The 24,432-nt window shown below is 73.2% G+C and carries 21 protein-coding genes; 7 read left to right on the top strand and 14 right to left on the bottom strand.

Annotation, left to right across the window (positions count from 1 at the left end):
- Positions 1-50: 50 nt before the first annotated feature.
- The 8 genes from fxsT to E5083_RS31625 form a co-directional block, all read right to left on the bottom strand.
- The gene (gene fxsT, locus E5083_RS03630) at positions 51-3,056 is read right to left on the bottom strand and encodes an FxSxx-COOH system tetratricopeptide repeat protein (protein ID WP_135784103.1); all 3,006 of its coding nucleotides are present in this window, start codon (positions 3,054-3,056) and stop codon (positions 51-53) included.
- A 129-nt stretch (positions 3,057-3,185) separates the two neighbouring features.
- A complete protein-coding gene (locus E5083_RS03625) occupies positions 3,186-4,583 on the bottom strand; it encodes an aKG-HExxH-type peptide beta-hydroxylase (protein WP_135784102.1) in 1,398 nt (465 codons plus the stop codon).
- Positions 4,580-5,725, bottom strand: coding sequence for an FxsB family cyclophane-forming radical SAM/SPASM peptide maturase (locus tag E5083_RS03620; protein ID WP_135784101.1), 1,146 nt, complete (start codon positions 5,723-5,725; stop codon positions 4,580-4,582). The genes E5083_RS03625 and E5083_RS03620 overlap by 4 nt, the downstream gene beginning before the upstream one ends.
- Positions 5,726-5,862: 137 nt before the next feature.
- Complete coding sequence (fxsA, locus tag E5083_RS03615) at positions 5,863-6,048, bottom strand: FxSxx-COOH cyclophane-containing RiPP peptide (RefSeq protein ID WP_135784100.1); 186 nt, start codon at positions 6,046-6,048, stop codon at positions 5,863-5,865.
- A 36-nt stretch (positions 6,049-6,084) separates the two neighbouring features.
- Positions 6,085-9,375 carry an SAV_2336 N-terminal domain-related protein gene (locus E5083_RS03610; protein ID WP_135784099.1) on the bottom strand — a complete coding sequence of 1,097 codons (3,291 nt, stop codon included), beginning with the start codon at positions 9,373-9,375 and terminating at the stop codon, positions 6,085-6,087.
- A gap of 7 nt (positions 9,376-9,382) precedes the next feature.
- A complete protein-coding gene (locus E5083_RS03605; protein ID WP_135784098.1) occupies positions 9,383-10,420 on the bottom strand; it encodes an AAA family ATPase in 1,038 nt (345 codons plus the stop codon).
- Positions 10,421-10,520: 100 nt separating this feature from the next.
- Positions 10,521-12,536: a VMAP-C domain-containing protein gene (locus E5083_RS03600; RefSeq protein WP_341869856.1), complete on the bottom strand. Its 2,016-nt coding sequence runs from the start codon at positions 12,534-12,536 to the stop codon at positions 10,521-10,523.
- Between the two features lie 80 nt (positions 12,537-12,616).
- The gene (locus tag E5083_RS31625; RefSeq protein ID WP_244317362.1) at positions 12,617-13,153 is read right to left on the bottom strand and encodes a CU044_2847 family protein; all 537 of its coding nucleotides are present in this window, start codon (positions 13,151-13,153) and stop codon (positions 12,617-12,619) included.
- Positions 13,154-13,379: 226 nt separating this feature from the next.
- On the opposite strand from E5083_RS31625, the gene E5083_RS03590 reads away from it, so the two are divergent.
- The 3 genes from E5083_RS03590 to E5083_RS03580 all read left to right on the top strand — a co-directional run bounded on the left by E5083_RS03590 (position 13,380) and on the right by E5083_RS03580 (position 15,753).
- Positions 13,380-13,559 (top strand): DUF6104 family protein, encoded by a 180-nt coding sequence (locus E5083_RS03590; protein WP_003992906.1) that lies wholly within the window; start codon positions 13,380-13,382, stop codon positions 13,557-13,559.
- 255 nt (positions 13,560-13,814) lie between these two features.
- A complete protein-coding gene (locus E5083_RS03585; RefSeq protein WP_135784096.1) occupies positions 13,815-14,705 on the top strand; it encodes a DUF4097 family beta strand repeat-containing protein in 891 nt (296 codons plus the stop codon).
- A gap of 1 nt (position 14,706) precedes the next feature.
- Positions 14,707-15,753 (top strand): PadR family transcriptional regulator, encoded by a 1,047-nt coding sequence (locus E5083_RS03580; RefSeq protein WP_135784095.1) that lies wholly within the window; start codon positions 14,707-14,709, stop codon positions 15,751-15,753.
- A 20-nt stretch (positions 15,754-15,773) separates the two neighbouring features.
- On the opposite strand, the gene E5083_RS03575 is transcribed toward E5083_RS03580, so the two are convergent.
- The 4 genes from E5083_RS03575 to E5083_RS03560 all read right to left on the bottom strand — a co-directional run bounded on the left by E5083_RS03575 (position 15,774) and on the right by E5083_RS03560 (position 19,190).
- Positions 15,774-16,337 carry a Clp protease N-terminal domain-containing protein gene (locus E5083_RS03575; RefSeq protein ID WP_135784094.1) on the bottom strand — a complete coding sequence of 188 codons (564 nt, stop codon included), beginning with the start codon at positions 16,335-16,337 and terminating at the stop codon, positions 15,774-15,776.
- Entirely contained in the window at positions 16,337-16,546 is a 210-nt protein-coding gene (locus tag E5083_RS03570) for a helix-turn-helix domain-containing protein (protein WP_030807538.1), read from the bottom strand. The genes E5083_RS03575 and E5083_RS03570 overlap by 1 nt, the downstream gene beginning before the upstream one ends.
- A 107-nt stretch (positions 16,547-16,653) precedes the next feature.
- Positions 16,654-17,619 (bottom strand): zinc-binding dehydrogenase, encoded by a 966-nt coding sequence (locus E5083_RS03565; RefSeq protein ID WP_030807535.1) that lies wholly within the window; start codon positions 17,617-17,619, stop codon positions 16,654-16,656.
- A 347-nt stretch (positions 17,620-17,966) separates the two neighbouring features.
- Entirely contained in the window at positions 17,967-19,190 is a 1,224-nt protein-coding gene (locus E5083_RS03560) for an NAD(P)-dependent malic enzyme (RefSeq protein WP_135784093.1), read from the bottom strand.
- A 553-nt stretch (positions 19,191-19,743) separates the two neighbouring features.
- On the opposite strand from E5083_RS03560, the gene E5083_RS03555 reads away from it, so the two are divergent.
- From E5083_RS03555 to E5083_RS03545, 3 genes are read left to right on the top strand one after another with little or no spacing between them, the layout of a single operon-like run.
- Positions 19,744-20,694: an ABC transporter substrate-binding protein gene (locus E5083_RS03555; RefSeq protein WP_135784092.1), complete on the top strand. Its 951-nt coding sequence runs from the start codon at positions 19,744-19,746 to the stop codon at positions 20,692-20,694.
- 31 nt (positions 20,695-20,725) lie between these two features.
- On the top strand, positions 20,726-21,655 hold the full coding sequence (locus E5083_RS03550; protein WP_135784091.1) for an amino acid ABC transporter permease: 930 nt from the start codon (positions 20,726-20,728) through the stop codon (positions 21,653-21,655).
- Entirely contained in the window at positions 21,652-22,452 is an 801-nt protein-coding gene (locus tag E5083_RS03545; protein ID WP_135784090.1) for an amino acid ABC transporter ATP-binding protein, read from the top strand. The genes E5083_RS03550 and E5083_RS03545 overlap by 4 nt, the downstream gene beginning before the upstream one ends.
- Before the next feature lie 59 nt (positions 22,453-22,511).
- Here the strand turns inward: E5083_RS03545 and E5083_RS03540 are convergent, their stop codons facing one another.
- Positions 22,512-23,327, bottom strand: coding sequence for a class I SAM-dependent methyltransferase (locus E5083_RS03540; protein WP_135784089.1), 816 nt, complete (start codon positions 23,325-23,327; stop codon positions 22,512-22,514).
- 47 nt (positions 23,328-23,374) lie between these two features.
- Here E5083_RS03540 and E5083_RS03535 point away from each other — a divergent pair, with 47 nt between their 5' ends.
- On the top strand, positions 23,375-24,022 hold the full coding sequence (locus E5083_RS03535) for a CGNR zinc finger domain-containing protein (protein WP_135784088.1): 648 nt from the start codon (positions 23,375-23,377) through the stop codon (positions 24,020-24,022).
- On the opposite strand, the gene sodX is transcribed toward E5083_RS03535, so the two are convergent.
- Entirely contained in the window at positions 23,908-24,339 is a 432-nt protein-coding gene (sodX, locus tag E5083_RS03530; RefSeq protein WP_135784087.1) for a nickel-type superoxide dismutase maturation protease, read from the bottom strand. The genes E5083_RS03535 and sodX overlap by 115 nt on opposite strands.
- Positions 24,340-24,432 lie beyond the last annotated feature (93 nt).

Raw genomic sequence — 24,432 nt, 5'->3', positions numbered from 1 at the left:
GGGCCCGGCCCCCTGGATCTGATCCGGGGGGCCGGGCCTTTTCCGTGCTCTCAGCTCGCCTGCGGCTCGAAGTCCCAGTACGGGCGGTTGCGGGAGCGGGCGGAGATGGTGTGGACGTGCTGGGGGCCGAGGGTGGCGACGAGGTCGGCCAGGGCCTCCTGCTCGACCTTCTCCGCCTGCTGGCGGTCGCGCAGGGCCCGCAGGTCGGCCGCGTAGGCGACCCGCGCGGTCAGGGTGAGGGGGTGGGTGCGGCCGAGGGTGTCGGTGGCGCGCAGGATGGTGAGCCGGCTGAGGTCGGCGGCGGCCTCGGTGTCCCCGACCAGGTTGCGCAGCGCGGCCGCGTTGACGGCGCAGCCCAGCGCGTACGGGTGCGTCTCCCCCAGCGCGGCGGTCATGTCGGCGAGGCTCTGCTCGCTCAGTACGTGGGCGTGGTCGCGTTCGCCGACGCTGCGCAGCACCAGCGCGTGGTTGGCGCGGGCGCCGATGATGAAGGGGTGGCCCTCGGGCAGCAGCAGTTCGTAGCGCGCGAGGACGGATTCGCTGGCCTCGCGGGCCTGGTCGATGTCGCCGTGCTCGCGGGCGAAGCAGCTCTGGCTGACGGCGGCGGCCAGGGTGTGCGTGTGGCTGTCCCCGAGCTTGCGCTCCAGCCCCTCCAGGACGCGGGTGAGCAGTTCGCCCGCCCCGGCCCGGTCGCCGCCGCGCAGCCGGCACAGGGCGAGGTTGTGCTCGGCGCGCAGGGTGTTCTGGTTGTCCGGGCCCATGACGATGCGGTACTCGCGGACGTTCTTGGCCTGGATGGACTCGGCCTCGGCGTAGCGGCCCAGCAGGCGCAGGTCGACCGCGTAGGAGACCTCGGAGAACAGGGTCCAGGGGTGGCGCCCCTTGAGGAGCTGGCGGCGGGCCTCCAGGGTGCGGGTGTCGAAGCCTCGGGCCTCTTCGTAGCGGCCGAGGAGGCGCAGGGTGAAGCCGAGGTTGTTCTGGGCGTTGAGGGTGCGCGAATCGTGCTCGCCGAACAGCTCGCGGTAGGTGGGGTAGAGCCATTCGTCGAGTTCCAGCGCGGCGTCGTACTGGCCGAGTTCGCGCAGGTCGGCGGCGAGTCCGCCGGCCATCCTGAGGTGGTCGAGGTCGTGCTCGCCGCGTTCGGCGAGGAGTTGCTCGCGGGCGGCCCGGTCGATGGCCTCGGTCTCCTGGAAGCGGCCGGCCGAGCGCAGCAGGTTGGCGTAGTGGTACGTCACCTCCCAGACGCGCGGGTGGGACGCGCCGAGCAGCTCGCGCCAGGTGGCGAGGGCGCGCCCGCCGAGGTTGACGCCGGCGGTGTACTCCCCCGCGAACAGCATGTACCGCAGGCAGTTGAGCACCAGCCCCTGCACCCGGCGGTCCTTGCTGCGCAGCACGTCGGCGTACTTCAGGTGCGGGACGATCTCGGCGTACGCGTCCCAGTTGCGGGTGTCGGTGGGGCGGCCGGGGTCGGCCTCGGCGAGGGCGCGGCGGACCACCTCGATGAACTCTTTCCGGTCGGCCTCGGGCATGTCCTTGTGCACGATCTGGTGGACCATCCGGTGCAGGTACACCGACTCGCCGGAGGCGACGGCCTCGTCCAGCATGGCCTCGTGCGACTCCAGCCGGACCACGGAGTACTGGCGGAGCTGGTTGACGGCCTTGTTCCACAGCAGCGGGTCGTCCAGCAGCCCGGCGAGCTGTTCGGGCAGGTCGTCGTGGTTCATCTCCTTCAGCAGCCGGACCGGGATGAAGCCGGGGGCGAAGAAGGTGCACAGCCGCAGCAGGTCGACGGACTCGGGGACGGTCTCGCGGAGCTTGTTCAGCAGTATCGACCAGGCCGTCTGGAAGGCGAGCGGGAAGTCCGCGGACACCTTGACCACGTCCTGGTCGATCCCGCCGTCCAGCAGGGCGATGTACTCCTCCACCGAGAGGTCGGAGTCGTTGAGCCAGCCCGCGGTCTGGTCGAGCAGCAGCGGCAGGTCCTCCAGTGCCTGGGCGAGCTGGTCGGCGTCGGGTTCCGTGAGCCGGGGCGCGCGGCGGCGGATGAAGGCGACCGACTCGTCACGGCCGTAGACGGGGACTTCGAGCAGCTTGCTGTTGTGCTCGCCCCACTCGGGGTTGCGGGAGGTGATGAGGACGTGGCCGGGGCCGGTGGGCACGAGGTCCCAGATCTGGTCGGGTTCGTCGGCGCCGTCCAGCACGAGCAGCCAGCGGGAGTACGGGGTGCCCCGGCGCAGCGCGTCCCGGACGGCGCGGAGCCGCTCGCCGTACTCGGCGCCGGTGGACAGGCCGAGTTTGGGGGCGAGTTCGGCGAGGAGGCGGCGGTAGCTGACGCGTTTCTCGGCGTTGACCCACCACACCACGTCGTACTCGGAGCCGAAGCGGTAGACGTACTCGGCGGCGAGCTGGGTCTTGCCGACGCCGGACATGCCGTGCAGGGTGAGGACGCCCGCGCCGGGGTCGCTGCCCTGGAGCAGGTGGTAGGCGTCGTTGAGCAGCGGTTCGCGGCCGGTGAAGCGGGTGTTGCGGCGCGGCACCCCGCCCCACACGTCGGGCATGGCGGCCGGGAAGCGGGGCGCGGGGCGGGCCGGGTCGCCGGCCGGGCGGGTGTCGTGGGGCAGGTCGAGGCGGTCCAGCAGGCGCCGTTCGGCCTCGTCGGCGCCCATGTTGGTGAGGTCGACGGGGGCGAGCGCGGCGACGGCGGAGGGCAGCGGCGCGTTGGTGACGGAGACGGCGGCGAACCGGCCCGGATCGGCCCCCACCACTTCGCGCAGGGCCGCGTTCCACTCGTCGTGGGTGCGCGGGCCGAGCTGGAAGTACCACTCGCTGACCACGATCAGGGTGCGGCCCTCGGCGAGGGTGAGGTCGCGCAGCAGGTCGGTGAGGGGCTGGTCCGGGGGCGCGTCCCAGCGCAGGTAGACCACGCGGAGGCCGCGCCGCTCCAGCCGGTCCCCGATCCAGGCGGCCCAGGCGCGGTTGAACCCGGCGAAGCTGATGGTGACGGTCTGCCTCGCGGTTCCGTTCCCGCTCGGTGCCGGCGTACGGGATTCAGACATGCGGCGGCCTCCAGCACGTAGACAGGAAATCGTAGAACCTCGGCGCGGCCCTGGGGAGTACGGCGACCGCCGGAGCCGAACGCCTCGGTGGGCCGATCTTCGCGCAGCGGGGGGTGCGAAGTCGGCATTTCACCCGTTCGGGATCGGCGGCGTGGGGGGCTGTCGCTGCGCCCAGAGGGTGCGTACCGCCTTGACGTACGCCTGCGCGCGCGCCGTGTGCCCCCGTGGTGCGGGGCGGGCGGAGAGCCGTTCGTGGGCGGCGGCCATGCCGTCGACGAAGCGGCGTCCGGCCGGGGTGAGGTCGGGTGAGGCGACGAGCGCGGGCAGGGCGGCGGCGACCTGGGCGTGGTAGCGGGCGTGTTCGGCCCAGGCGGCCTCGCGGCGGGCGGGCTCGGCGAGCGCGGTGCGCTGGAAGTGGCCGGCCAGCGCGAGATGGGCGTAGGTGCCGTGCAGCAGCCCGTCGTAGGGGCGCGGGTCGGGGCGCCAGGGGGCGAAGTAGCGGGCCTCGGGTCCGGCGCGGTGGAGTTCCACCAGTTCGCCGAGGGCGGCGAGTTTGGTGTGCTGCATCTCGTGGACGAGGGTGGCGGCCAGCGCGGTCGGGGTGGCGGGGGTGGTGCTGAGCAGCGCGCCGAACGCCTCCCGCCGGGTGCCGCTGGAGCTGCCCCGGCCGTCCGAGCCGGGCGGGGGCGCGAGCGGGACGAGGCAGCGCAGCAAGGCGAGGGTCTCGGTGAGCCGCTGTTCGCCGCCGGTGCGCAGCGCCTGCGCGGTGCCGGACCACGCCTGCAGCCAGCGCTTGCGCTCGGCGTGGTCGGGCCCGCTGGGCCCGCTGAACGCGAACCGTCCGGGGTCGCGGGGCGGGGTGCGGTACGGGTCGAGGTCGTCCAGCGGGACCGGGGCGGCGCCGGGCAGCAGGCCGGGCAGGGCGTGGGCCGGGGTCCAGGCGGGGGCGCCGGACCAGGCGCCCACGCCCTGCTCCAGCCGGACGTGGACGTCGGAGGCTCCGCGTCGGCGCAGGGTCAGGCGGCCGTTCTTGTGCCGCACCTCGATGGCGGCGGAGCCGGACCGTCCGGTGCGCAGGACACCGAGGGAGGGCAGGCAGAGCAGGCCGTCGCGGGCGGTGAGTTCGGTGGCGAACGGCAGGCCGGCGCGGGCGGCGGCGGCTGCGGCGAGGGCGCTGAAGTAGGCCAGTTCCAGCGGGAGTTCGCCGGTGCCGTCGGGTGTGGTCAGCGCGGTCAGGCAGCGGCGGGCCCAGGGCCCGGTGAAGGGGTAGGTGAGCCGGGTCCGGGCGGGCGAGCGGGGTCCGTCGGCGGCGCGGTCGGCCTCGGCCAGCAGGGCCCAGTCCTCGCGCAGCCGGCGCTTCGCGGCGGGCGGGCAGTCGGCGGGGTCGGCCCCCTCGGCGGCGTCCAGGACGGCGCGCAGCAGCAGCATGCGCCGGGTGTCCTGGTCGCGGACGAGGAGGGCGAGGGTGTCGGGGCCGCCCCCGGTGTGGCTGAGTTCGTCGAGGGCGTGGGCCGGCGGTGCCGTCACGGGGTGCCTCCTTCCTCGGCGAGCCGCGCCGCCACGTGCCGGATGAAGCGCTGGAGGTCGGCGCAGTACACCGACGGGTTGGCGAAGCCGCCTCCGGCGCGGTACCGGTGCGCGTAGTGCCCGCCCCCGCACACCGCGACCAGCGGGCAGGCCCGGCAGCGTCCGGCCAGCCCCGCGAGCCCGGCCTGCCGGGTGGCGACGCCGGGGTGGGCGAGGGCCTGGTCGAAGTCGTGCCGGAACACGTCGAGCCCGGTCTGGGCGGCGCCGTCGTACGCCGACTTCAGCGAGTCGACCTGTTCGATGGAGCCGTCGGTCTCGATGACCACGGCGTCGAAGGGGGCGAGCCCCAGGGACTCGGTGGCGGCGGGCAGGCCGAGCAGCAGGGCGAGGCACTCCTCGAAGAGCCGTACCCGCGTCTCGCGCCGCCCGGCCGACCACCAGCGGTCGAAGACGCGGCACAGCCAGTCGCCGTACTCGCCCGCATGCGGGGGCGGGGCCGACCAGTTGCCGTGGGGCAGCAGCAGGTCGAGCGCGGGCGGGCGGAGGGCGAGCAGGGACTCGTACGTCCCGACGGGGTCGGTGGTGGGGTCGGCCACGGTGAGGATGCCCGCGTACGCCTCGGGGAAGTGGTCGGCGACCAGGCGGGCGCCGCGCTCGGCGGCGGCCCAGGAGGGGCGTCCGGCATGGTCGACGCGCCGGTGGTTGAGGGCGGCGTTCCCGCCGTCGAGGCTGATGCCGACGCGGATGCCGTGCCGGGCGAGGACGGCCACCCGGTCATGGGTGAGCAGGGTGGCGTTGGTCTGCACGGTGGCGTGCACGGCGCAGCCCTCGGGTACGCGGGCGCGGACGGTGTCGGTGAAGCGCGCCAGGGTGTCCGCGCCGGCCAGCAGGGGTTCGCCGCCGTGCAGGACGAGGGAGAGCGCGGTCAGGGCGTGGTCGCGGGCGTGCCGGGCGATGCGGTCGGCGGTGCGGTCGAGCACCTCGGCGGGGGCGGCGGCGGGGCGGGTGCGCCAGGTGTGGTCGGGGCCCTCGTAGAGGTAGCAGTAGCGGCAGGCGAGGTTGCAGCGGCCGTGCGCCTTGACGATGAACTGGCGGAAGGGGCGCGGTCGCGCCCGCGTCGGGGCGGCGCTCGTCCCGGACATCCCGTACCCCCGTACCGCGATGCGGGCGCGGCTCGTTCGCCCGTGTGTTCGGGGGCGTTCCCGGTCGCGGCCCGCAGTCAAACGCAAGGCGGCGGATGTTGCCGGTTTCCGCCGTCGGGTGACCAAGAGCGTGCGGATCAGAGGCAGTTGTTGAAGCCCCAGAGCATCTCGGCGGGCCTTCGCGCCCGTTCGGTGAGGGTGTCCAGGACCTCGCGCAGCACGGGGTGGTCCAGGGTGCGCAGGTCCTCCAGGTCGAGGGTGAGCAGGTCGGGCAGTGGCTCGCCGTGCTCCGGTACGGGTGTCTCGTCCCGCGCGCTGGTCATCGCTGCCTCCCGTGGTGCCCTTCGGTGTGGTGCGGGTCAGCCGAGTCCGGCGAGCCGGCCGGCGGTGTCCTCGGCGGTGGGGGCGCCGGTGCCGAGGCTGTCCTCGGGCAGCCGCGCCCACTCGGCGCGGGCCGCGCGGTACGCGTCGCGGGCCGCGCGCGGCCGGGTGGCCGCCTCATAGGACATACCCCGCCAGTGGTGCGCCTGCGCGCCCAGTTCGACGGCGATCCGGCGGTCGCGGTCCGACTCGGCCGCCGCCTCGGCCTCCCGCGCCGACTCGGCCGCCGCCCGGAAGGCGTCCACCGCGTCGTCCAGCCGGGTCGGCCGGGCCAGGCTCCGGTACGCCTCGTACTGCGCCTGTCCCAGCTCCAGCGAGCAGCGCGCGGCCAGCAGCGGGTCGTCCGCCTCGGCCGCGGCCAGCCCGAAGAGATGCTCCGCCTCGCGCAGGTCCACCCGGTCGCCGCGCAGCCGGTAGCGCCGGATCAGGGCGCGGCCCAGCATCAGCAGGCGGTGCGCGGTGTGCGGGCTGCCGGTGTGGGTCTCGCGGCGGCAGTCCCGCAGGACGCGGATCGCGTGGGCGAGGGCCTCCCAGGCCCGCTCCCCGCTCTCGGCGTCGGCCCGGCGCAGGAGTACCTCACCCCACTCGGCGAGGACGTCGGGGTATTCGGCGGCCTCTCTGGAGGTGTCGGCGGCGGCGCGGGCGAACGCCTCGGCCGCGTCCCGGAGTTCGCGCGGGTCGCCCGTGTCGGCGTACCGGGCGACCCCGATCCGGCCCGTGCGGACATGGAGTTGGGCGCGCAGGGCGCGTCCGGTGGTCGTGGCGAGCGCGGCGTCGACGCGTTCCTGGGCCTCGGCGAGGTCACCGCCGGAACGCAGGAGGGCGTCCACCAAGTCGAGCCGGATGAGCACGAGTTCGCGCCCCCCGTCCTCCCCTGCCGCCAGCGCGTCACGGAGCGAGCCGGCCGCCTGTGCCGCGTAACCCCGCTGCTGTACGGGGTCGTTGGTGGCGTCGGCCAGGCGGAGCAGGAGTCTGCCGTGGGCGAGGGGCAGTTCGGGCGGGCGGTGTCCTCGGTCGGGCCAGAAGTCGGCGAACGCCTCCAGCATGCCGACCGCGCCCTGGAGCAGCGCGCTGTCCCCGCCGAGCCGCCACTGCGCCTCCAGCGCGCCGACCCGCTCCAGGGTCAGCCGCAGCGCCTGCGCGGGCTCCAGGTCGGGGGCGGCGCAGGCGACGGCGTACTCCCGGTCGGCGCGGCGCAGCAGGTCCAGCGCGGCGGGCCGGTCGCCGCGCCGTCTGCGGTCGGTGGCGCCCGCGCGCAGCACCCGCGCCAGCGCGGCCCGCTCCCGCTGGGCGTGCGGATGTGCCACGGCCCGCTCGGCGGCGGCCTCCGCCTCGGCCAGCAGCGCCGGCCCGCCCTGCACCTCCCACAGCCGGAGCGTGGCGTGCGCGTACTCGGCCCACAGCTCCGGATCGGCCCCGGCGGGCCGCTCGTTCTCGGTGGCGCCGCGCAGCAGTTGTACGGCGTCGATCACGTCCTGCACCATGCCGTCGGCGTCGAACCGGGCGAGCAGCGTGCGGGCGCGGACCACCGCCGGATGCGTGGGCCGGGGCCCGGCGGCGGTGCCGGGCCGGGTGCCGTAGAGCCGGAACTGTTCCGGCAGCGGCATGAACCGTTCCAGTACTCGCGCGGCGACCTCGGCGAAGGGCTGCGGGACGAGGGTGGCGTCGCCGCTGTCACCGGGGTACGCGCCGAACAGGCGGGATTCGACCGGGGTTTCGTCCCCGCGCGCCGGGTGGGCGGCGCCGCCGAGCTGGGCGAGGGCGAGGGCCGGGAAGTTGGCGCCGCCCTTGCCGAAGCGCTGCTCGATGTACTCCGAGCAGTGCTTGAGGACGAGCAGGGCCTCGTCCCGGCCGAGCGTGGACAGCAGCGCCTCCCGCACCTCCGCCTCCATCTCGTACCACTGCCCGGCGTCCGGCCCGTGGTCCTCCCCCGCCCGCCGGACCAGGCCGCCGAGCAGCACCTCGGCGAGTTCGGCGGGGCCCGAGCCGGGCAGCATGGTGCGCTGCACCAGCCGCATCACCGGCAGGCAGAGCGGGGCGGCGGCGAGGTAGACGGCGAGGCGTCCGGCGGCCGGTGAGGCGGCGGAGCGGAACCGGCTGACCCGCTCCACCGGCGTCGGCCTGCGCCCCGCTCTCGCCTGCGGCACGGGCTGCTGGTCGGCCCGCACCCAGCCCACCGCGCCGGGCACCGGCCCGGCACCGGCCCCGGCGAGCAGCCGCGCCCACGCCCCGAGCGCCACGGGTTCGGGCGGCAGCACCGGTACGGGCAGTACACCGGGCGGCGGTACGAGGGGCGCGCCGTCGGGGGTGCGGACGCGCAGCGCGGTGCCGCCCGGGGTGTCGCCACGGGTCAGCTCGCCGTACGTGACCGGCAGCCGGGTCCGGCTCCACAGGCGCTGCGGGAGCGGCTGGAGTACGGCGACGGGGGCGAGCCGGGCCAGCCGGTGCAGCAGCCGGTGCGCCCCGCCGGACCGCCAGAGCGGGCCCGCGCAGTCGCTGACCAGCAGGGTGATCCGGCGCCCGGTGGGGTCGCTGAGCCGGTCCACGGTGTGCTGCGGCGCCCCGCGCGGATCGGCACTGGCGCTGACCGTGGCCTCGCCGTCGGGCCCGGTGTGCAGATGCGCGATCCGGATGTCCCCGAAGGCACCCAACTGCGCGAAGACCTCTTCCAGTTCGGCGAAGAGCCGGTCCCACACCCGCATCGAGGGGGCGGCGTCCAGCACCAGTTGCAGCCGGGCGTCCCCGCGCCGCACCTCGCGGTACACGGGGAGGATCAATCCGCCCGCCTGGGCACTGAGTTCGGCGGTCGCGGTCTCGTCCAGCTCGCGGCGGAGCGGGGGCGCGGCGCTGCGGTACGCCTGCAAGGGCCTGAGGGCGCGCTGGAGTTCGAGGGTGGAGGGCAGCGCGGGGGCGGTGGGCACGCCGACCGGGAGTGCGGTGAGGCGGGTGCCGGGTCCGACGCGGGTCTGGCCGTCGCGGGGCGCCGGGTAGAGGGGGACGCTGCGGTCGGGGCCGGGGGTCAGGGCCTCGGGCTCCCTTGGCGGGGGCGGGAGTTGGGGCTTGGGCGGGGAGACGGGCGGGGGTGTCGGCTCCTCACGGGCCCGTTCGACCGCGCCGCTCGGCTCGCGTTCGCCCGTCCACCGGGCCAGCCACAGGGCGTCGCTCAGCCCCTCGACGTCCGGTTCGAGACCGGCCCCCCGCAACTGGAGCACGAGTTCGGCGAGCGGGTCGGGGGTGTCGGGGCCGTGTCGTGCCGGTGCGTCGGGCATCGGCCCCTCACCTCGGGCGGTCGAGTCGCTGGATGAGCAGATCGGCCAGGCGCTCCCGGCTCGGCGGGGCGGCCGCGTCGGTGAGGTAGAGGGCGTTCAACAACTGGTCAGTGGCAAGGAGTTCACTGCGCGAGCGCTCCAGGAAGCGGGCGATGAGATCGTCACCGGCCCGCGCGGCCTCGTCCCCGAGGTGGGCGCGGACGAAGGTGGCGAGCCGGTTGTGGTCGGGGCGGCCCAGCTCCAGGTGGATGCAGCGGCGCATCAGGGGGGCGGGGAAGTCCCGTTCGCCGTTGCTGGTGAGCACCACGAAGGGGAACGAGGTGCAGCGCACCCGGCCGTCGCGCACCCGGACCTTGGTGCCGTCGGCGGTGAGCACCTCGGCCTCGCCGTCGGGCAGCCGGTCGGCCAGGCGGCGCAGCTCGGGTATCTCGAACTCGCCCTCCTCCAGCACGTTCAGCAGGTCGTTGGGCAGGTCGATGTCGCTCTTGTCGAGTTCGTCGATGAGCAGCACGCGCGGGATGTCCGAGGGCAGCAGGGCGGTGCCGAGCGGGCCGAGCCGGATGTAGCCGCCGATCGCCTCGACGGAACCGGGGCTCCCGGCCGCGCTGCCGTACCCGCCCTGCGCGGCGATCTGCACATCCTGGAGCCGGGCGATGGCGTCGTAGTGGTAGAGCCCGTCCTGGAGGGCCGAACGGCTGACGATGGACCAGCGCAGCACCTCGCCGAGCCCCAGCTCGTACGCCACCGAGTGCGCGAGGGTGCTCTTGCCCGCGCCGGGGCTGCCGGTGACCAGGAGCGGGCGGCGCAGATACAGCGCCGCGTTGATCATCTCAAGCTCCTCGGCGCCGGGCCGGTGCAGCTCGGCCAGGTGCCGGTGCGCGCCGAGCCTGCGGTCACGGGAGCCGTCACCGTCCGGCTCCTCCTGGGCGGTCTCGGCACCGCGTGCGGAGAAGTCGCGCCAGGGCGGGGGCGGGGGCAGCCGGCTCATCCCGTCGTGGGGTTCCCCGGCGCCTCGGTAGATGAGCCACTCACTGGATTCGGTCATGTCCGGTCCTCGTCGCTCGTCGCCGGGGGCGGGGCGATCCTCACGGTATCGAGCCGCCGGACGCCTGGTAAGGGGATCAGGGAGGAACCGGGGCGCCGGATCACGGGGCCTCCAGCAGGTCTCCGGTGCCGGGCAGGGGGCGGTGCGGGTCGTCGTACAGCAGGGTCGCGCCGTGCGCCCAGTACGCCTCGGTGAGCCCGGCGTACACCTGCTCGCGCAGCCGGTGCAGCACGCCGGGCAGGGCCAGAGCGCCCTCGCCGTCGTCCACGGCCGTCTTCACGCCCCGGTGGAACTCCCCGCACACGCCGTCCGGCCGCCGTCGCCACAGCACCACCCCGAACCCGGCCCGCAGCACCCGGCCGAGCGCGGCAGGACCGTCCGTCGAGTGCGGATCGCCGGGACGGCACAGCACCGGCACGGTCTGCGGCCCGAGCCCGCGCAGCGCCGCCGTGTCGGGTACGGGTCTGCGCACGCCGTCGTCGCAGTCCAGCACCTCGGCATGCGCCGGGCGCGGACGCAACCGCCGCCAGCGGTCCCGGCGTTCGGCGTCCGGGTCCTCGTACGCCTCCCAGGCCGGAGCCTCGTCGGGGAGCTGGTCGCGGTCCGAGCAGCGGACCAGGACCGGGCGTTCGGCACCGAGCGGGAGGGCGTCGGGGGCGAGGCGCCAGTCGTCCACGGGCAGGCTGAGGTGCAGGTGCGGCAGGGCCGCGTACAGGGTGGCGGGCCGGCCGGGTTCGTCGCAGTGCCGGAACGCCTCGGCGAGGGGCGCGGCCACGTGGCCGGCCAGGCCGTCCAGCGGGGCGCGTTCGCCCTCGTACAGCCGGGCCGGCTCCTGATCGGTGCCGCTGCCGACGGAGACCGACCAGTCGCAGTGGTCCGGCTCCCAGCCCCGGCGCAGCACCACCAGCAGTACGGAGGGCTCGGGGTGGGCGGTGAGCGGCGGGCGTACCGGCTCCAGTACCGCCGTGCCCCGGCCCGTGTTTTTGAACGCGGCCTGCCGGTCCGCCACTTGGGTCCGGCCGAGCAGCTCGGTGCGCCGCTGGGCGAGGGTGTGCCGGTAACCGCTGTCCAGGCCGGTCGCGGTGTGCCGTACCCACTCCCACAGGGCGCGTTCGGCGGCCAACGCGCTGGGGGCGGGCGGGCGTTCGGCGGACAGCACGCCCATCGCGTAGTCGAGCACCAGCTTCAACGCGCCGTCCTGCCGGGCGTGTTCGTAGAGCAGCCCGAGCCCGTCACGCCAGCCGCGCGGGGCGGGTACGAGCGACGGTACGCGGAAGTCGGGCAGCGCCCGGAGTACGTCGAGCAGGCCGCGCGTGCTGACCGGCGGGGGCAGGTCGGCGAGCAGCCCGAGCAGCTCGCTCCGCTGCTGCGGAGTGAGGGTGCGGCCGGGGCGGGCGCCGAGTTCGCCCTGGATGTCGGCCCAGGTGGGGTCGGGCGAGTCGGCGCTCTGCTGACGGTCGCGGTGGTAGCGGTCGTGGGCGTGGAAGACGGACTGGTAGACGTCGTCGCCCTCGACGGGCAGCCGCAGCGTGCGCAGCCGTTCCACGCCGATCGAGGTGCCGCCGCCTCCGTGGTCCGCGCGGGACTTGAGCACGCCGACGACCTCGCCGCGTACGGGGTCGACCACGGGTCCGCCGGAGACGCCGGAGGGGAGGTCGTTCTGCCCGAGCCGGACCTGTTCCTCCGGCGACCAGGCGCTGATGGTGCCCTGCACGGTGAGCGAGCCGTCCAGGATCTGGAGCCTGCCCCTGGGGGCGGTCCAGCCCGCGTAGAACACCCGGGTGCCGCCGAAGTGCGGGTTGGGACGCTCGGACACGTACACACAGGTGTGGCCGACCGGTTCGCGCAGCCGGACCAGGGCGAGGTCGGGCGCGGGCCAACTCCCCGGTACCGGGCGCCCGGTCTGCTCGGGGAGCATCGCGGCGACGCGCCCGGGCACCGGGCGCGGATCGTCGTAGGGGCTGTTGCGGTACACCACGGTGACCTCGCCCCCCTCCCCGGCGTGAACCACGTGTGCGCAGGTCAGAACCCAGTTCGGCGCGACGAAGAAACCACTGCCGAGGAAGCCTGCGGGCTCGTCGTGGGCATACCCGGCCCCCGCGCGATGAATGCGCACGGTGGCCCCCAGAACGAGGTCACGCAGCGCAAGCTCCGCAGCACCGCCCCCCTCCGATGCGCCCCCGCCGTACCCCACGCTCATCCCGTATGCCCCCACACACCGAGCGACGCTTCGGGCCGGGGGGTCGGGGAGGGTTGGGGGGCGGAGGGAGGGGGTGAGGGCGTGTGGGGGGCGGGGTGCGGGTGGGGGCCGGAAGGCGGGTGAGGGCCGGAGGTCGGGCCGCCCGGCTCGCCTCCACCGACGGGCACCGGGCCATCGCCGCCCAGCGCGAGGCCCGCCCCCGGTTCCGGTGGCCCCCCGTTCCACGTCAGGGTGACCGTCAGCGCCGCCTTGGCCTCGCCGTCCGCGAGGAGGCCGACGACCTTGCCGGCCTTCGCGGTCAGCTCGATGCCGAACTCGACGCTGACCTCGTCGGGCCGTACCGCGCTCAGCGGGCCGGAGAGCGAGCGCGCGACCCCGGTGATCAGCGAGTGCAGGCTCTCCACGCTGGCCTCCACCCGCTCGTGGAAGCCGGTGTCGGTGTACGACAGCTCCTCCGCGCCCGAGATCCGCGCCCACACCGGCGTACCGTCCGGCAGCTCGATCCGCGCGACCCGCGTCGAGTCCCCGTTCATCGGACCCCCGTCCTCTCCCCGCTCGTCCCCCGTCACCGGCCGTGACCGGCGCCCCTCGGCACCGGCTGCCCACCTCGCCCGGCGGCTGCCTATGCTTTTCCTGTCCTCTCCCGGCTCCCCAGCCGGAACAGGCGGCGCCCTCTCCCCTCGCGGTCACGTCCGCGAATGAGGGTTCTTCCCGCCCGGGACCGGCCCTACCCCTGCACAGACCGACGGAGCGTCATCCATGTACTTCACCGACCGAGGCATCGAAGAACTGGAGAAGCGGCGCGGCGAGGAAGAGGTCACCTTCGAGTGGCTCGCCGAGCAACTGCGTACGTTCGTCGACCTGAACCCCGACTTCGAGGTCCCGGTGGAACGCCTGGCCACGTGGCTGGCGCGGCTGGACGACGAGGACGACGAGTAGCCCTCCGGGCATTCACCGGGGGTGCCGGCCGCCCTCGCCCACTTCACTTGCGGGCCCGTCCGGAGGGGCAGGGCCCGCACAGCCATGCCCGATCAGCGCTGGACCCTCGCCCCCCGAAAGGGTGTCTTGACTTCCGACGGCCACGATATATCGTGAATGACAGGAGACGCGATATGGCGTGACGAGTAGGCACGCTCGCCCACCGCACATCGCCCCGCTCCGCCTACTTGTCCGCGTCACGCCCGAGGAGGACCCGTGTCCGAGTGGACCGTCGCCGAACCCCAGAAGCTCAGCTTCGACGCCCCCGTGACCGAGCTGAACGTGCGCGTGGTCAACGGCACGGTGAACGTCGTGGGCACCGAGGAGAGTTCCGCCCGCCTGGAGATCTCGGACATCGAGGGCCCACCCCTGATCGTCACCCACCGGCACGGCACCCTGACGGTGGCGTACGAGGACCTGCCCTGGAAGGGCTTCCTGAAGTGGCTGGACCGCGAGGGCTGGCGCCGCAGCGCGGTGGTCACCCTGGCCGTCCCCGCGAGCACCCGCGTCGAGGTGGGCGTGGTGGGCGCCGCCGCAGTGGTCTCGGGCGTCCGCGGCCCGTCCGTGGTGAAAGGCGTCACCGGCGACACCACCCTGGTCGGCGTCTCCGGCCCGGTCCGCGCGGACACCGTCTCGGGCAGCGTGGAGGCCCAGGCCGTCAGCGGCGACCTGCGGTTCAAGTCCGTCTCCGGCGACCTGACGGTGGTCGAGGGCGCGGGTCCCTCCGTCCGCGCCGACTCGGTCAGCGGCTCCATGATCATCGACCTGGACCCGGAGGGCCCCACCGACGTACGCCTGACCAGCGTCTCCGGCGAGATCGCCATACGGCTCCCGCACCCCGGCGACACCGACGTGGAGGCGAACACCGCGAGCGGCTCGATCTCCAACGCCTTCGACGGCCTGCGCGTCCAGGGCCAGTGGGGCGCCCACAAGATCACCGGCCGCCTCGGCTCGGGCAGCGGCAAGCTCCGGGCCACCACCGTCTCCGGCTCGATCGCCCTGCTGCGCCGCCCGGCCGAGGAGGACGAGGACACCGCCTGGGAGTCCGGCCCCGGCCCCGCCCCCGCCTCCCCCGCGGACGGCACGACCGACAAGAAGGTGCTCTGACATGCCCCCCGTCTTCGCCCACGGCCGCCTCCGCCTCTACCTCCTCAAGCTGCTCGACGAGGCCCCGCGCCACGGCTACGAGGTGATCCGGCTCCTCGAAGAGCGCTTCCAGGGTCTGTACGCCCCCTCGGCCGGCACGGTCTACCCGCGCCTGGCCAAGCTGGAGGCCGAGGGCCTGGTCACCCACACCACCGAGGGCGGCCGCAAGGTCTACTCGATCACCGACGCGGGCCGCGCCGAACTGGCCGACCGCAGCGGGGAACTGGCCGACCTGGAGATGGAGATCGGCGAGTCCGTCGCGGAACTCGCCGCCGAGATAAAGGCTGACGTCCGGGGCGCCGCGGGCGACCTCCGCCGCGAGATGCGCGCGGCCGCCTCCCGTACCCGCGCGGGCAAGGCAGGCGCCACGGGTCCGGGTCCCTACGACGAGCCGGGCACCCGGAGCGACGCCGAGGCGTGGCGGACCGCCAAGGAGGAGATGCGCCGCGCCAAGCAGGAGTGGAAGGAGCAGGCCCGGCGCGCCAAGGACGAGAGCCGCCGCGCCCGCGAGGAGGCCCAACAGGCCCGGCGCCAGGCCCAGGAGGCGCAGTCGCGGGCCAACGCCCAGGCCCAGGAGGAGATGCGGCGCCTCGCGGGCCGGGTCCAGGAGCGGGTGCAGGACCACTTCACCCGCGGCGACTGGCCGACCGGCGTCCGCGAGGGCCTGGCCGAACTCGCGCGGGAATTCGGCAACTTCGGCGACTTCGGCAAGGAGCACACCCGGCGGCCCGGCACGGCGGCCACCGGCAGCGCCAAGGCCGACCCCGGCCCGGAGTACTCGGAGACCCCGCCGGACTTCCCGATGGAGTACGAGCCGGCCTGGACCCACGAGCCCCCGACCGGCGACCCGGCCCGCGACCTGGACCGTCTGCTGGACCGCTTCCGGGACGACGTCCGGGACGCGGCCCGCGACCACGGCGTCACCGAGACCCAGCTCCAGGACGTCCGCCGCCATCTGTCGACGGCGGCGGCCCACATCGGCGCGATACTCAACGGCCCGAAGGTCTGAGCCCCTCCAGGGGACTCGGGTCAGCCCGCCTGGGCCGTCCCCTCGCCGTAGAGGACCCGCCGCAGCGACTCCTGGGTCACGCCGTGGTCGGCGAGCACCTCGGCGGGGACTCCGGGCCGCACGGTGAGGGCGAGCAGGAGGTGCTCGTCGCCGATGCGCCGGTCACGGCGGCCCACGGCGGCACGCAGCGCCCCCTCCAGCACGTCCTTGGCGTCCTGCTCGAAGGTCCGGCGGCCCGACCAGCCGCCCGCGTCACGGCGGTCGCCGGAGAGAGCACCGGCGCCGTGCGTCTCCTCGACCTTCGCGACGATCTCCGTGAGGTCGATCCCGAGTCCGGCTAGGGCGTCCGCGTCCGCGCGGGTCAGGCCCGCCCGGCGCCGCGCCTCGGCCAGCGCCTCGCGCAGGGAGTCCTTGCGTTCGGCGAGGCCGAGCGCGGCGAAGGCGAAGGAGGCCCGGCTGCCCTCGCGGTCGAGGAGGGCGAGCAGCAGATGTTCGGCGCCGATGGACCGTACGCCCGCGCGTTCCGCGTGGGTGACCGCGCCCTGGACGACCTCACGGGCGTCCTTGGTGAAGCGTTCGAACATCACTGCCTCCCGTATTTCTTGTGCACGGCCTGCCTGCTGACACCCAGCTCGGCGGCGATCTCCTGCCACGACCAGCCCTGATTGCGCGCCCCGCGCACCTGCACCGCCTCCAACTGCTCCAGCAGCCGGCGCAGTGCGGCCACGGCCCGCAGCCCGACCCGCGGATCGCGGTCACCGGCCCGCTGGGCGAGATCCGTTGCATCCGTCATGATGTCAACCTAGGTTGACATCGCTCGGGATGTCAACCCTGGTTGACATGAAGGGGCGCGAAAAGGCGGGCCCGACACCCCGGACCCGCCGACTCGCCATACGAATTTCAGGAGTTGCTGAGCACGATCTTCCCGAAGTGCTCGCCGGACTCCAGCCGTTCGAAGCCCTCGCGGGCGCGGTCCAGCGGGAGGATCTCGTCGATGACGGGACGTACGCCGGTCGTGGCGCAGAAGGCGAGCAGGTCCTCCAGCTCGTCCTTGGTGCCCATGGTGGAGCCGACGACCTTCAGTTCAAGGAAGAAGATCCGGGTCAGCTCGGCGTGCGAGGGGCGGTCGCCGCTGGTGGCGCCGGAGATCACGACGGTGCCGCCGGGGCGGAGGGACTTGATGGAGTGCGACCAGGTCGCGGCGCCGACGGTCTCGATGACGGCGTCCACCCGCTGCGGCAGCCGCGCCCCCGGCTCCACTGCCTCGACGGCGCCCAGTTCCAGCGCCCGCTTCCGCTTGGCCTCGTCCCGGCTGGTGGCGAAGACCCGCAGCCCGGCGGCCCGGCCGAGCACGATCGCGGCCGTGGCGACACCCCCGCCCGCGCCCTGCACCAGCACCGAGTCACCGGGCCGTACCCCGGCGTTGGTGAAGAGCATCCGGTATGCGGTCAGCCAGGCGGTGGGCAGACAGGCGGCCTCGGCGAAGGAGAGTTCCTTCGGCTTGGGCAGCACGTTCCAGGTGGGCACGGCGACCTGTTCGGCGAAGGTGCCCTGGTAGCGCTCGGTGAGGATGGAGCGGGGCTCGCGGGGGCCGACCCCGTGGCCGCTCTGGCCGATGACGGAGTGCAGGACGACCTCGTTGCCGTCCTCGTCGATCCCGGCGGCGTCACAGCCGAGGATCATCGGCAGCCGGTCCTCGGGGAGCCCGACGCCCCGCAGGGACCAGAGGTCGTGATGGTTGAGGGAGGCGGCGCGGACGTCGACGGTGCTCCAGCCCGGCCGGGCCTCGGGGGCCGGACGCTCCCCCAACTCCAGGCCGGAGAGCGGCTGATCACGGTCGATCCGGGCGGCATAGGCGGCGAACATGCCGTCGACGATAGATTCCACCCCGCCCGGACGGAACCGCCCACCGGTGTGACACACACCCTCTTGCACACCGCCCCACCGAACCGGCGCGGAACGACGACGCCCCCGCACCCGGCCGGCTCAGCCTCCGACCCACTCCCCAGACACCGCACTGTCCCTCGGTCGAGGACGCTGCACGAGCACGTCACTCCCGCCCGACCAACGCTCCCCAGCCCGCCCACGAACACCACACCCCCAGCCGGCGCCGGGCGCCGACACCCCGCACCCTTCAGGCCGGCCCCCACACAGCACGAACGGCCCCGCCCCCCAAGGGGCGAGGCCGTTTCCGGTGAACGCTGCGCGCAGGCTCAGCGTCGGGCGACGCCCTCCGCGCGGGCCGCGGCCGCGACGGCGGCCGTGACCGCGGGGGCGACGCGCTCGTCGAACGGGGAGGGGATCACGTAGTCGGCGGAGAGGTCGTCGCCGACGACGGCGGCGAGCGCCTCGGCGGCGGCGATCTTCATGCCCTCGGTGATCCGGGAGGCCCGCACCTGGAGCGCACCGGCGAAGATGCCGGGGAAGGCGAGCACGTTGTTGATCTGGTTGGGGAAGTCCGAGCGCCCGGTGGCGACGACGGCCGCGTACTTGTGCGCGACCTCCGGGTGCACCTCGGGGTTCGGGTTGGCCATGGCGAAGACGAAGGCGCCCTTCGCCATGGAGGCGACCGCCTCCTCGGAGACCGTGCCACCGGAGACACCGACGAACACATCGGCCCCGGCCAGCGCGTCCTCCAGCGTGCCGGTGAGCTTCGCCTTGTTGGTGAAGGAGGCCAACTCCCGCTTGACGTCGGTCAGATCGGTCCGGTCCGCGGAGACGACGCCCTTGCGGTCGGCGACCGCCACGTCCCCGATGCCGGCCTCGATCAGCATCCGGGCGATGGCGACCCCGGCCGCCCCGGCCCCGGAGATGACGACGCGGAGCTGCCCGATGTCCCGCCCGCTGAGCCGGGCGGCGTTGCGCAGCGCGGCCAGCGTGACGACGGCGGTGCCGTGCTGGTCGTCGTGGAAGACCGGGATGTCCAGCCGCTCCTGCAGGCGCCGCTCGATCTCGAAGCAGCGCGGCGCGGAGATGTCCTCCAGGTTCACCCCGCCGAAGGAGGGGGCGAGCCGGACGACGGTCTCCACGATCTCGTCGACTCCGGTGCAGTCGAGGGCGATCGGCACCGCGTCGACCCCGCCGAACTGCTTGAACAGGATCGCCTTGCCCTCCATCACGGGGAGGGACGCCTCGGGACCGATGTCCCCGAGACCGAGCACGGCCGTGCCGTCGGTGACGACGGCGACGACCGAGGACTTCCAGGTGTAGTCGTTGACCAGCTCCGGCGTTTCCGCGATCGCGGTGCACACGCGCGCGACGCCGGGGGTGTACGCGAGGGAAAGGTCTTCCGTGTCCCGGATCGGCACGGTGGCCCGCACGGCCATCTTGCCGCCGCGGTGCAGCGCGAAAGCGGGGTCGAAGGAGTCCAGGGGCTCGGCCCCGCCCTCCGGTCCGGCACCACTGTCGCTGCGAGGATTGACGATCTCCGCTGCCACTTTGTCTTACCCCTTAGGTATGCATGGTTGAGGGTCGACCACTCCGGGTGAGGAGTGGGCGGGCACCGCGCACGGCTCGATTGACGGATACGTACGAGCACATACGCGACGGGCGCGCCGCACACGCGCCCTGAGCCCCGGATGAGGGGTGTAAAGAACCTTCATACCGGACGGAGGGGCGGACCACGAGTCCATTAGGCGCAAGGTCACATGTCGCGCGGAGGGGTAACGGGCGCACCTCAGAGGAACCTCAACCGCCCCGCGAATCCCCCGAATCACCGCACACCGGCCGTCCGGATCGTGAGACCCCCTACGGATCTTCCGGTGTGAACACCGTATTTCCGCAGATCATCCGGTGGGAATGGAGCGCGGATGTACCGACCTGATGCGGTTCTCGGTCACCCGTTATCCGATTTTGACATTGTGACGGCCCTGAATGGCCTAGTCCGAATGGCAGGATGCCGTAAACCCACGAGGTCGCGGCACCCGAAGGTGTGTGTTCTCGTCGACCCCATCGGTACGTCTTCTCTTCCCATCCGCCGGAGGAACCACGATGACCGCAAGCTCCACCCGTCGTACGACCGCACGGTCCCGGATCGCAGCGGCCGGTGCGATCGCGGTCGCAGGCACCCTGCTCCTCACCGGCTGCGGCGACCAGACGGACAAGGCCACAGGCTCCGGCTCGTCCACCGACGCCCCGCTCGCCGCCAAGCTCCCGGCCGACATCAAGAAGTCGGGCGTCATCAAGGTGGGCTCGGACATCGCCTACCCGCCGGTCGAGTACATGGAGGGCGGCAAGGCGGTCGGTATCGACCCCGACATCGCGGCCGCTCTCGGCAAGCAGCTCGGTGTCGAGTTCCAGTTCCAGAACGGCAAGTTCGACCAGCTCATCGTGGGGCTCCAGAGCGGCCGCTCCCAGGCGATCATGTCCGCGATGAACGACACGAAGGACCGCCAGAACGGCATCGACTCCGACACGGGGAAGAAGGCCGGCACCGGCGTCGACTTCGTCGACTACTTCACCGCCGGCACCTCGATCCTGGTCCAGAAGGGCAACCCGAAGGGCATCAAGACCCTGGACGACCTGTGCGGCAAGGTCGTGGCCCTGCAGCGCGGCACCACCTCCGAGGGCATCGCCAAGGCGCAGAACGCCAAGTGCAAGAAGGACGGCAAGAAGCCCTTCACCCTCCAGACCTTCGACACCGACCCGGAGGCGCTGCTCCGCCTCAAGCAGGGTGCCTCCGTCGCCGACCTGAACGACTTCCCCGTCGCGGCCTACAACGCCAAGACCTCCGGTGGCGGCAAGGACTTCGAGGTCGTCGGCGACCAGATCGAGGCCGGCCCGTACGGCATCGCGGTCAGCAAGAAGAACACCCAGCTCCGCGACGCGATCCAGGCCGCCGTGAACGCCATCATCAAGAACGGCGAGTACGCGAAGATCCTCGAGAAGTGGAACGTCAAGCAGGGCGCGGTCACCGAGGCGAAGATCAACGGCGGCTCCTGAGCAGCTCCGGCAAGACTGAAGGGCCGTCCCCGTGACTCCTACGCTCGACAAGACTCCGGCGCCGTCGGTACCGCCGGAGCAGATCAAGGCCGTACCGGTGCGCCACTACGGCCGCTGGGTGGCCGGTGCGGCCGTCATCGCCGTCCTGGTGCTGATCGGCCTCGCCTTCTCCAACGCGAACATCAACTACGGCGTCATCCCCGACTACCTGACGGACGGCACCATCCTGTCCGGCGTCTGGCACACGCTGTACATCTCGGTGCTGGCGATGCTCCTGGGCCTCGTCCTCGGCATCACCCTCGCGGTGATGCGGATGTCGTCCAACCCCGTCACCAGCACGGTCGCCTGGCTGTACATCTGGCTCTTCCGCGGCACCCCGGTGCTGGTGCAGTTGCTGATCTGGTACAACATCGCCCTCGTGTTCCCCATCCTCAACCTGGGGTTCTACAAGGACGAGATGAACCAGGTGATGACCCCGTTCCTGGCCGCCCTGCTGGGCCTCGGCCTGAACGAGGCCGCGTACATGTCGGAGATCGTCCGCGCCGGTATCCAGTCGGTGGACGAGGGCCAGACCGAGGCGTCCAACGCCCTGGGCATGACCCGTGGTCAGACACTGCGCCGGGTGGTCCTGCCACAGGCGATGCGGGTGATCGTCCCGCCGACCGGCAACGAGTTCATCAACATGCTGAAGACGTCGTCGCTGGCGTACGCGGTGCAGTTCAACGAAGTCATCAAGCGCTCCACGGACATCTCCAGCACTTCCCTGGCCGTGGTTGAGATGTATTTCGTCGCCTCCATCTGGTACTTGATCCTCACGAGCTTCTTCAGCGTCGGCCAGTACTACCTGGAGCGCCGTTACGCCCGCGGCTCGACGCGCAACCTGCCGCCGACCCCGTTCCAGCGTCTGAAGAAGAACCTCCGACTGTTCGGTTCGTTCCGCCGCCCGGAGGTGGCCCGATGAGCAAGCTGTCCAAAGACATCGTTCAGAGCACCAGCGGACAGCCGATGGTCCGGGCCGAGGGCGTGCACAAGTCCTTCGGTCTCGCGCACATCCTCAAGGGCATCGACCTCGAGGTGAATCCGCGTGAGGTGTTCTGCCTGATCGGCCCGTCCGGTTCCGGCAAGTCCACCTTCCTGCGGTGCATCAACCACCTGGAGAAGATCAGCGCCGGCCGGCTGTGGGTGGACGGCGATCTCGTCGGCTACCGGCAGAAGGGCGACAAGCTCCACGAGCTGCGGGAGAAGGAGGTCGCGGCGCAGCGGCGGGACATCGGCATGGTGTTCCAGCGCTTCAACCTCTTCCCGCACATGACCGCGCTGGAGAACGTGGTCGAGGCCCCCATCCGGGTCAAGGGCGAGACCAGGGCCGTGGCCCGCGAGCGTGCCCAGCGGCTGCTGGACCGGGTCGGCCTCGGTGACCGCACCGGCCACTACCCGGCCCAGCTCTCCGGCGGCCAGCAGCAGCGCGTCGCCATCGCCCGCGCCCTGGCGATGCAGCCCAAGCTGATGCTCTTCGACGAGCCCACGTCGGCGCTCGACCCGGAGCTGGTCGGCGAGGTCCTGGACGTGATGCGGGACCTGGCCGAGGACGGCATGACGATGATCGTCGTGACCCACGAGATGGGCTTCGCCCGCGAGGTCGGTGACTCGCTCGTCTTCATGGACGACGGCGTCGTGGTCGAGTCCGGCCACCCCCGGGACGTCCTCACCAACCCCCAGCACGAACGCACCCAGTCGTTCCTGTCGAAGGTGCTGTAGGCGTCACGGACAGACCGAGGGGCGGTACGGGACACCCCGTACCGCCCCTCGGCCGTGTGTCACTTCAGCGCCAGCAGCAGCGTGTCCGAGGGCGAGCACCACACCGGGCGGGCCTCGGCGAAGCCCTTCTCGCGGAGGGCGGAGGCGTGCCAGGCGGCGGACGGGGTGTCGCCGTCGGCGTGTTCGCCGTAGATCTCGAAGCGGCGGGCGGTGGGCCCGGCGAGGACCGGGTCCTGGGCGGCGAGCTGCCACCACTCGGCCCAGTCGAGCGCCCCGTCCCGCTTGGCCCGTTCCATCTGGGCGTGCCGCTGGGCGCGTTCGGCGGCGTTGATCCGGGGCGTGGACCCGTCGGTCATGTGATCGGCGTTCATGAACACCCCGCCCTCCCGCACCAGCCCCGCGAGCTGCCCGTACAGCACGGTGAGCGGCTCGGTGTGCAGCCAGTGCAGGGCAGTGGCCGTGAGCACCGCGTCGTAGGAGTCGTACGGCAGCGCCGCCGGCCAGTCCGCGTCCTTGAGGTCGGCCTCGACGAACGTGACCCGCTCGTCCCCCGCGAAGGTGCCGCGCGCGATGGCGAGCAGGGCCGGATCGAGGTCGACCCCGGTACTGATCGCCTCCGGGAACCGCGCCAGCAGCCGCGCGGTGATCGTGCCCGTACCGCAGGCGAGGTCGAGCACGCGCGGAGCCGTACCGGCGAACGCCTCCACCATGTCGAGCATGACCCGGAACCGCTCCTCGCGGTCGGGCATGTACCACTCCTGCTGCCGGTCCCAGCTCTCCTGCCAGGCGGCCCAGTCCGTCCCCGTACCTATGGTGGTCACGCTTCCCCATCCCCTTCCGCGCACGCGTAATACCCTGGAAGTGCGCCCGGCCATTACCCGACCGCAGACACGACCATAGAGCGCCCCCGTAAGGACTACAAGTGGAACTGGCCCATTACTCGGACTACGCCGTACGCCTCGTCAACAGCGAGGAGCCGGGCCAGGGCAAGGATTCCCTGACCTCGGTGGAGGCCGTACGCGAACTCTTCGGCGTGAACGCGTCGGCGGCCCGCCGCGCCACCGACGCCGATGTCACCCGCTTCCGTTCGGTCCGCGGCAGGCTGCGCGCGGTGTTCGAGGCGGCGGACGAGGGGGACGAGACGCTCGCCGTCGACCTGCTGAACTCCCTGCTGCTGGAGTTCCCGGTCAGCCCGCAGATCTCCGGCCACGACTTCCGCGACGACGACGGCCGCCCGCTGTGGCACATGCACCTGGCCGATCACCCGTCGAACGCGACCGCGGGCTACGCGGCCATCGCCGCGATGGGGCTGGCGTTCCATCTGACCGAGTACGGCGTCGACCGGCTGGGCCTGTGCGAGGCCGCCCCCTGCCGGAACGCCTACCTGGACACCTCCACCAACCGCTCCCGCCGCTACTGCTCCGACCGCTGCGCGACCCGCGCCAACGTCGCCGCCTACCGCGCCCGGAAGCGCCTGGCCGCCGACCGGTCCGACAGCAGCGGTCTGGCCGCGGAGAGCGCCCAGCGCACCACCGCGAGCGGCGAGCGCCGGCCGGCCGGCGGGCGGTAGCGCAGCCAGGCCCGCCCGAGGATCAGCTCCTCGGGCACGACCCCGTAGTCGGTGCTGTCCCCGCCGGCGTACGGGTTGTCGCCGAGCACCCACCAGCCGCCCTCGCGCCGCTCCACCGCACGCTTGACGACCAGCAGATCCTGCTGGAACGGGTGGCGCAGGACGACGATCCCGCCCGGCCGGACGGGAGCGCCGTACCGCAGCAGCAGGCGGTCCCCGTGGTGCAGCGTGGGCACCATGGAGGGGCCCGTGACCTCGGCGAGCCCGAAGGGCGGCAGCGCTCTGCCCCGCTCGCTCTCCTGCGACAGCTCCGGCATCCCCGGCACCTCCCCGGTCCGTATCCCCACAGTCTCAGTCTGACCCCGGACTTTTGTCCTAAGCCCTGGGGGGCACTCGGGAAAACCAGTCCC

This window comes from Streptomyces bauhiniae (genome assembly GCF_004784475.1).
Taxonomy (GTDB): domain Bacteria; phylum Actinomycetota; class Actinomycetes; order Streptomycetales; family Streptomycetaceae; genus Streptomyces; species Streptomyces seoulensis.
The sequence above is the reverse complement of the archived record's forward strand: the minus strand, read 5'-3'. Positions and strand labels throughout refer to the sequence as shown.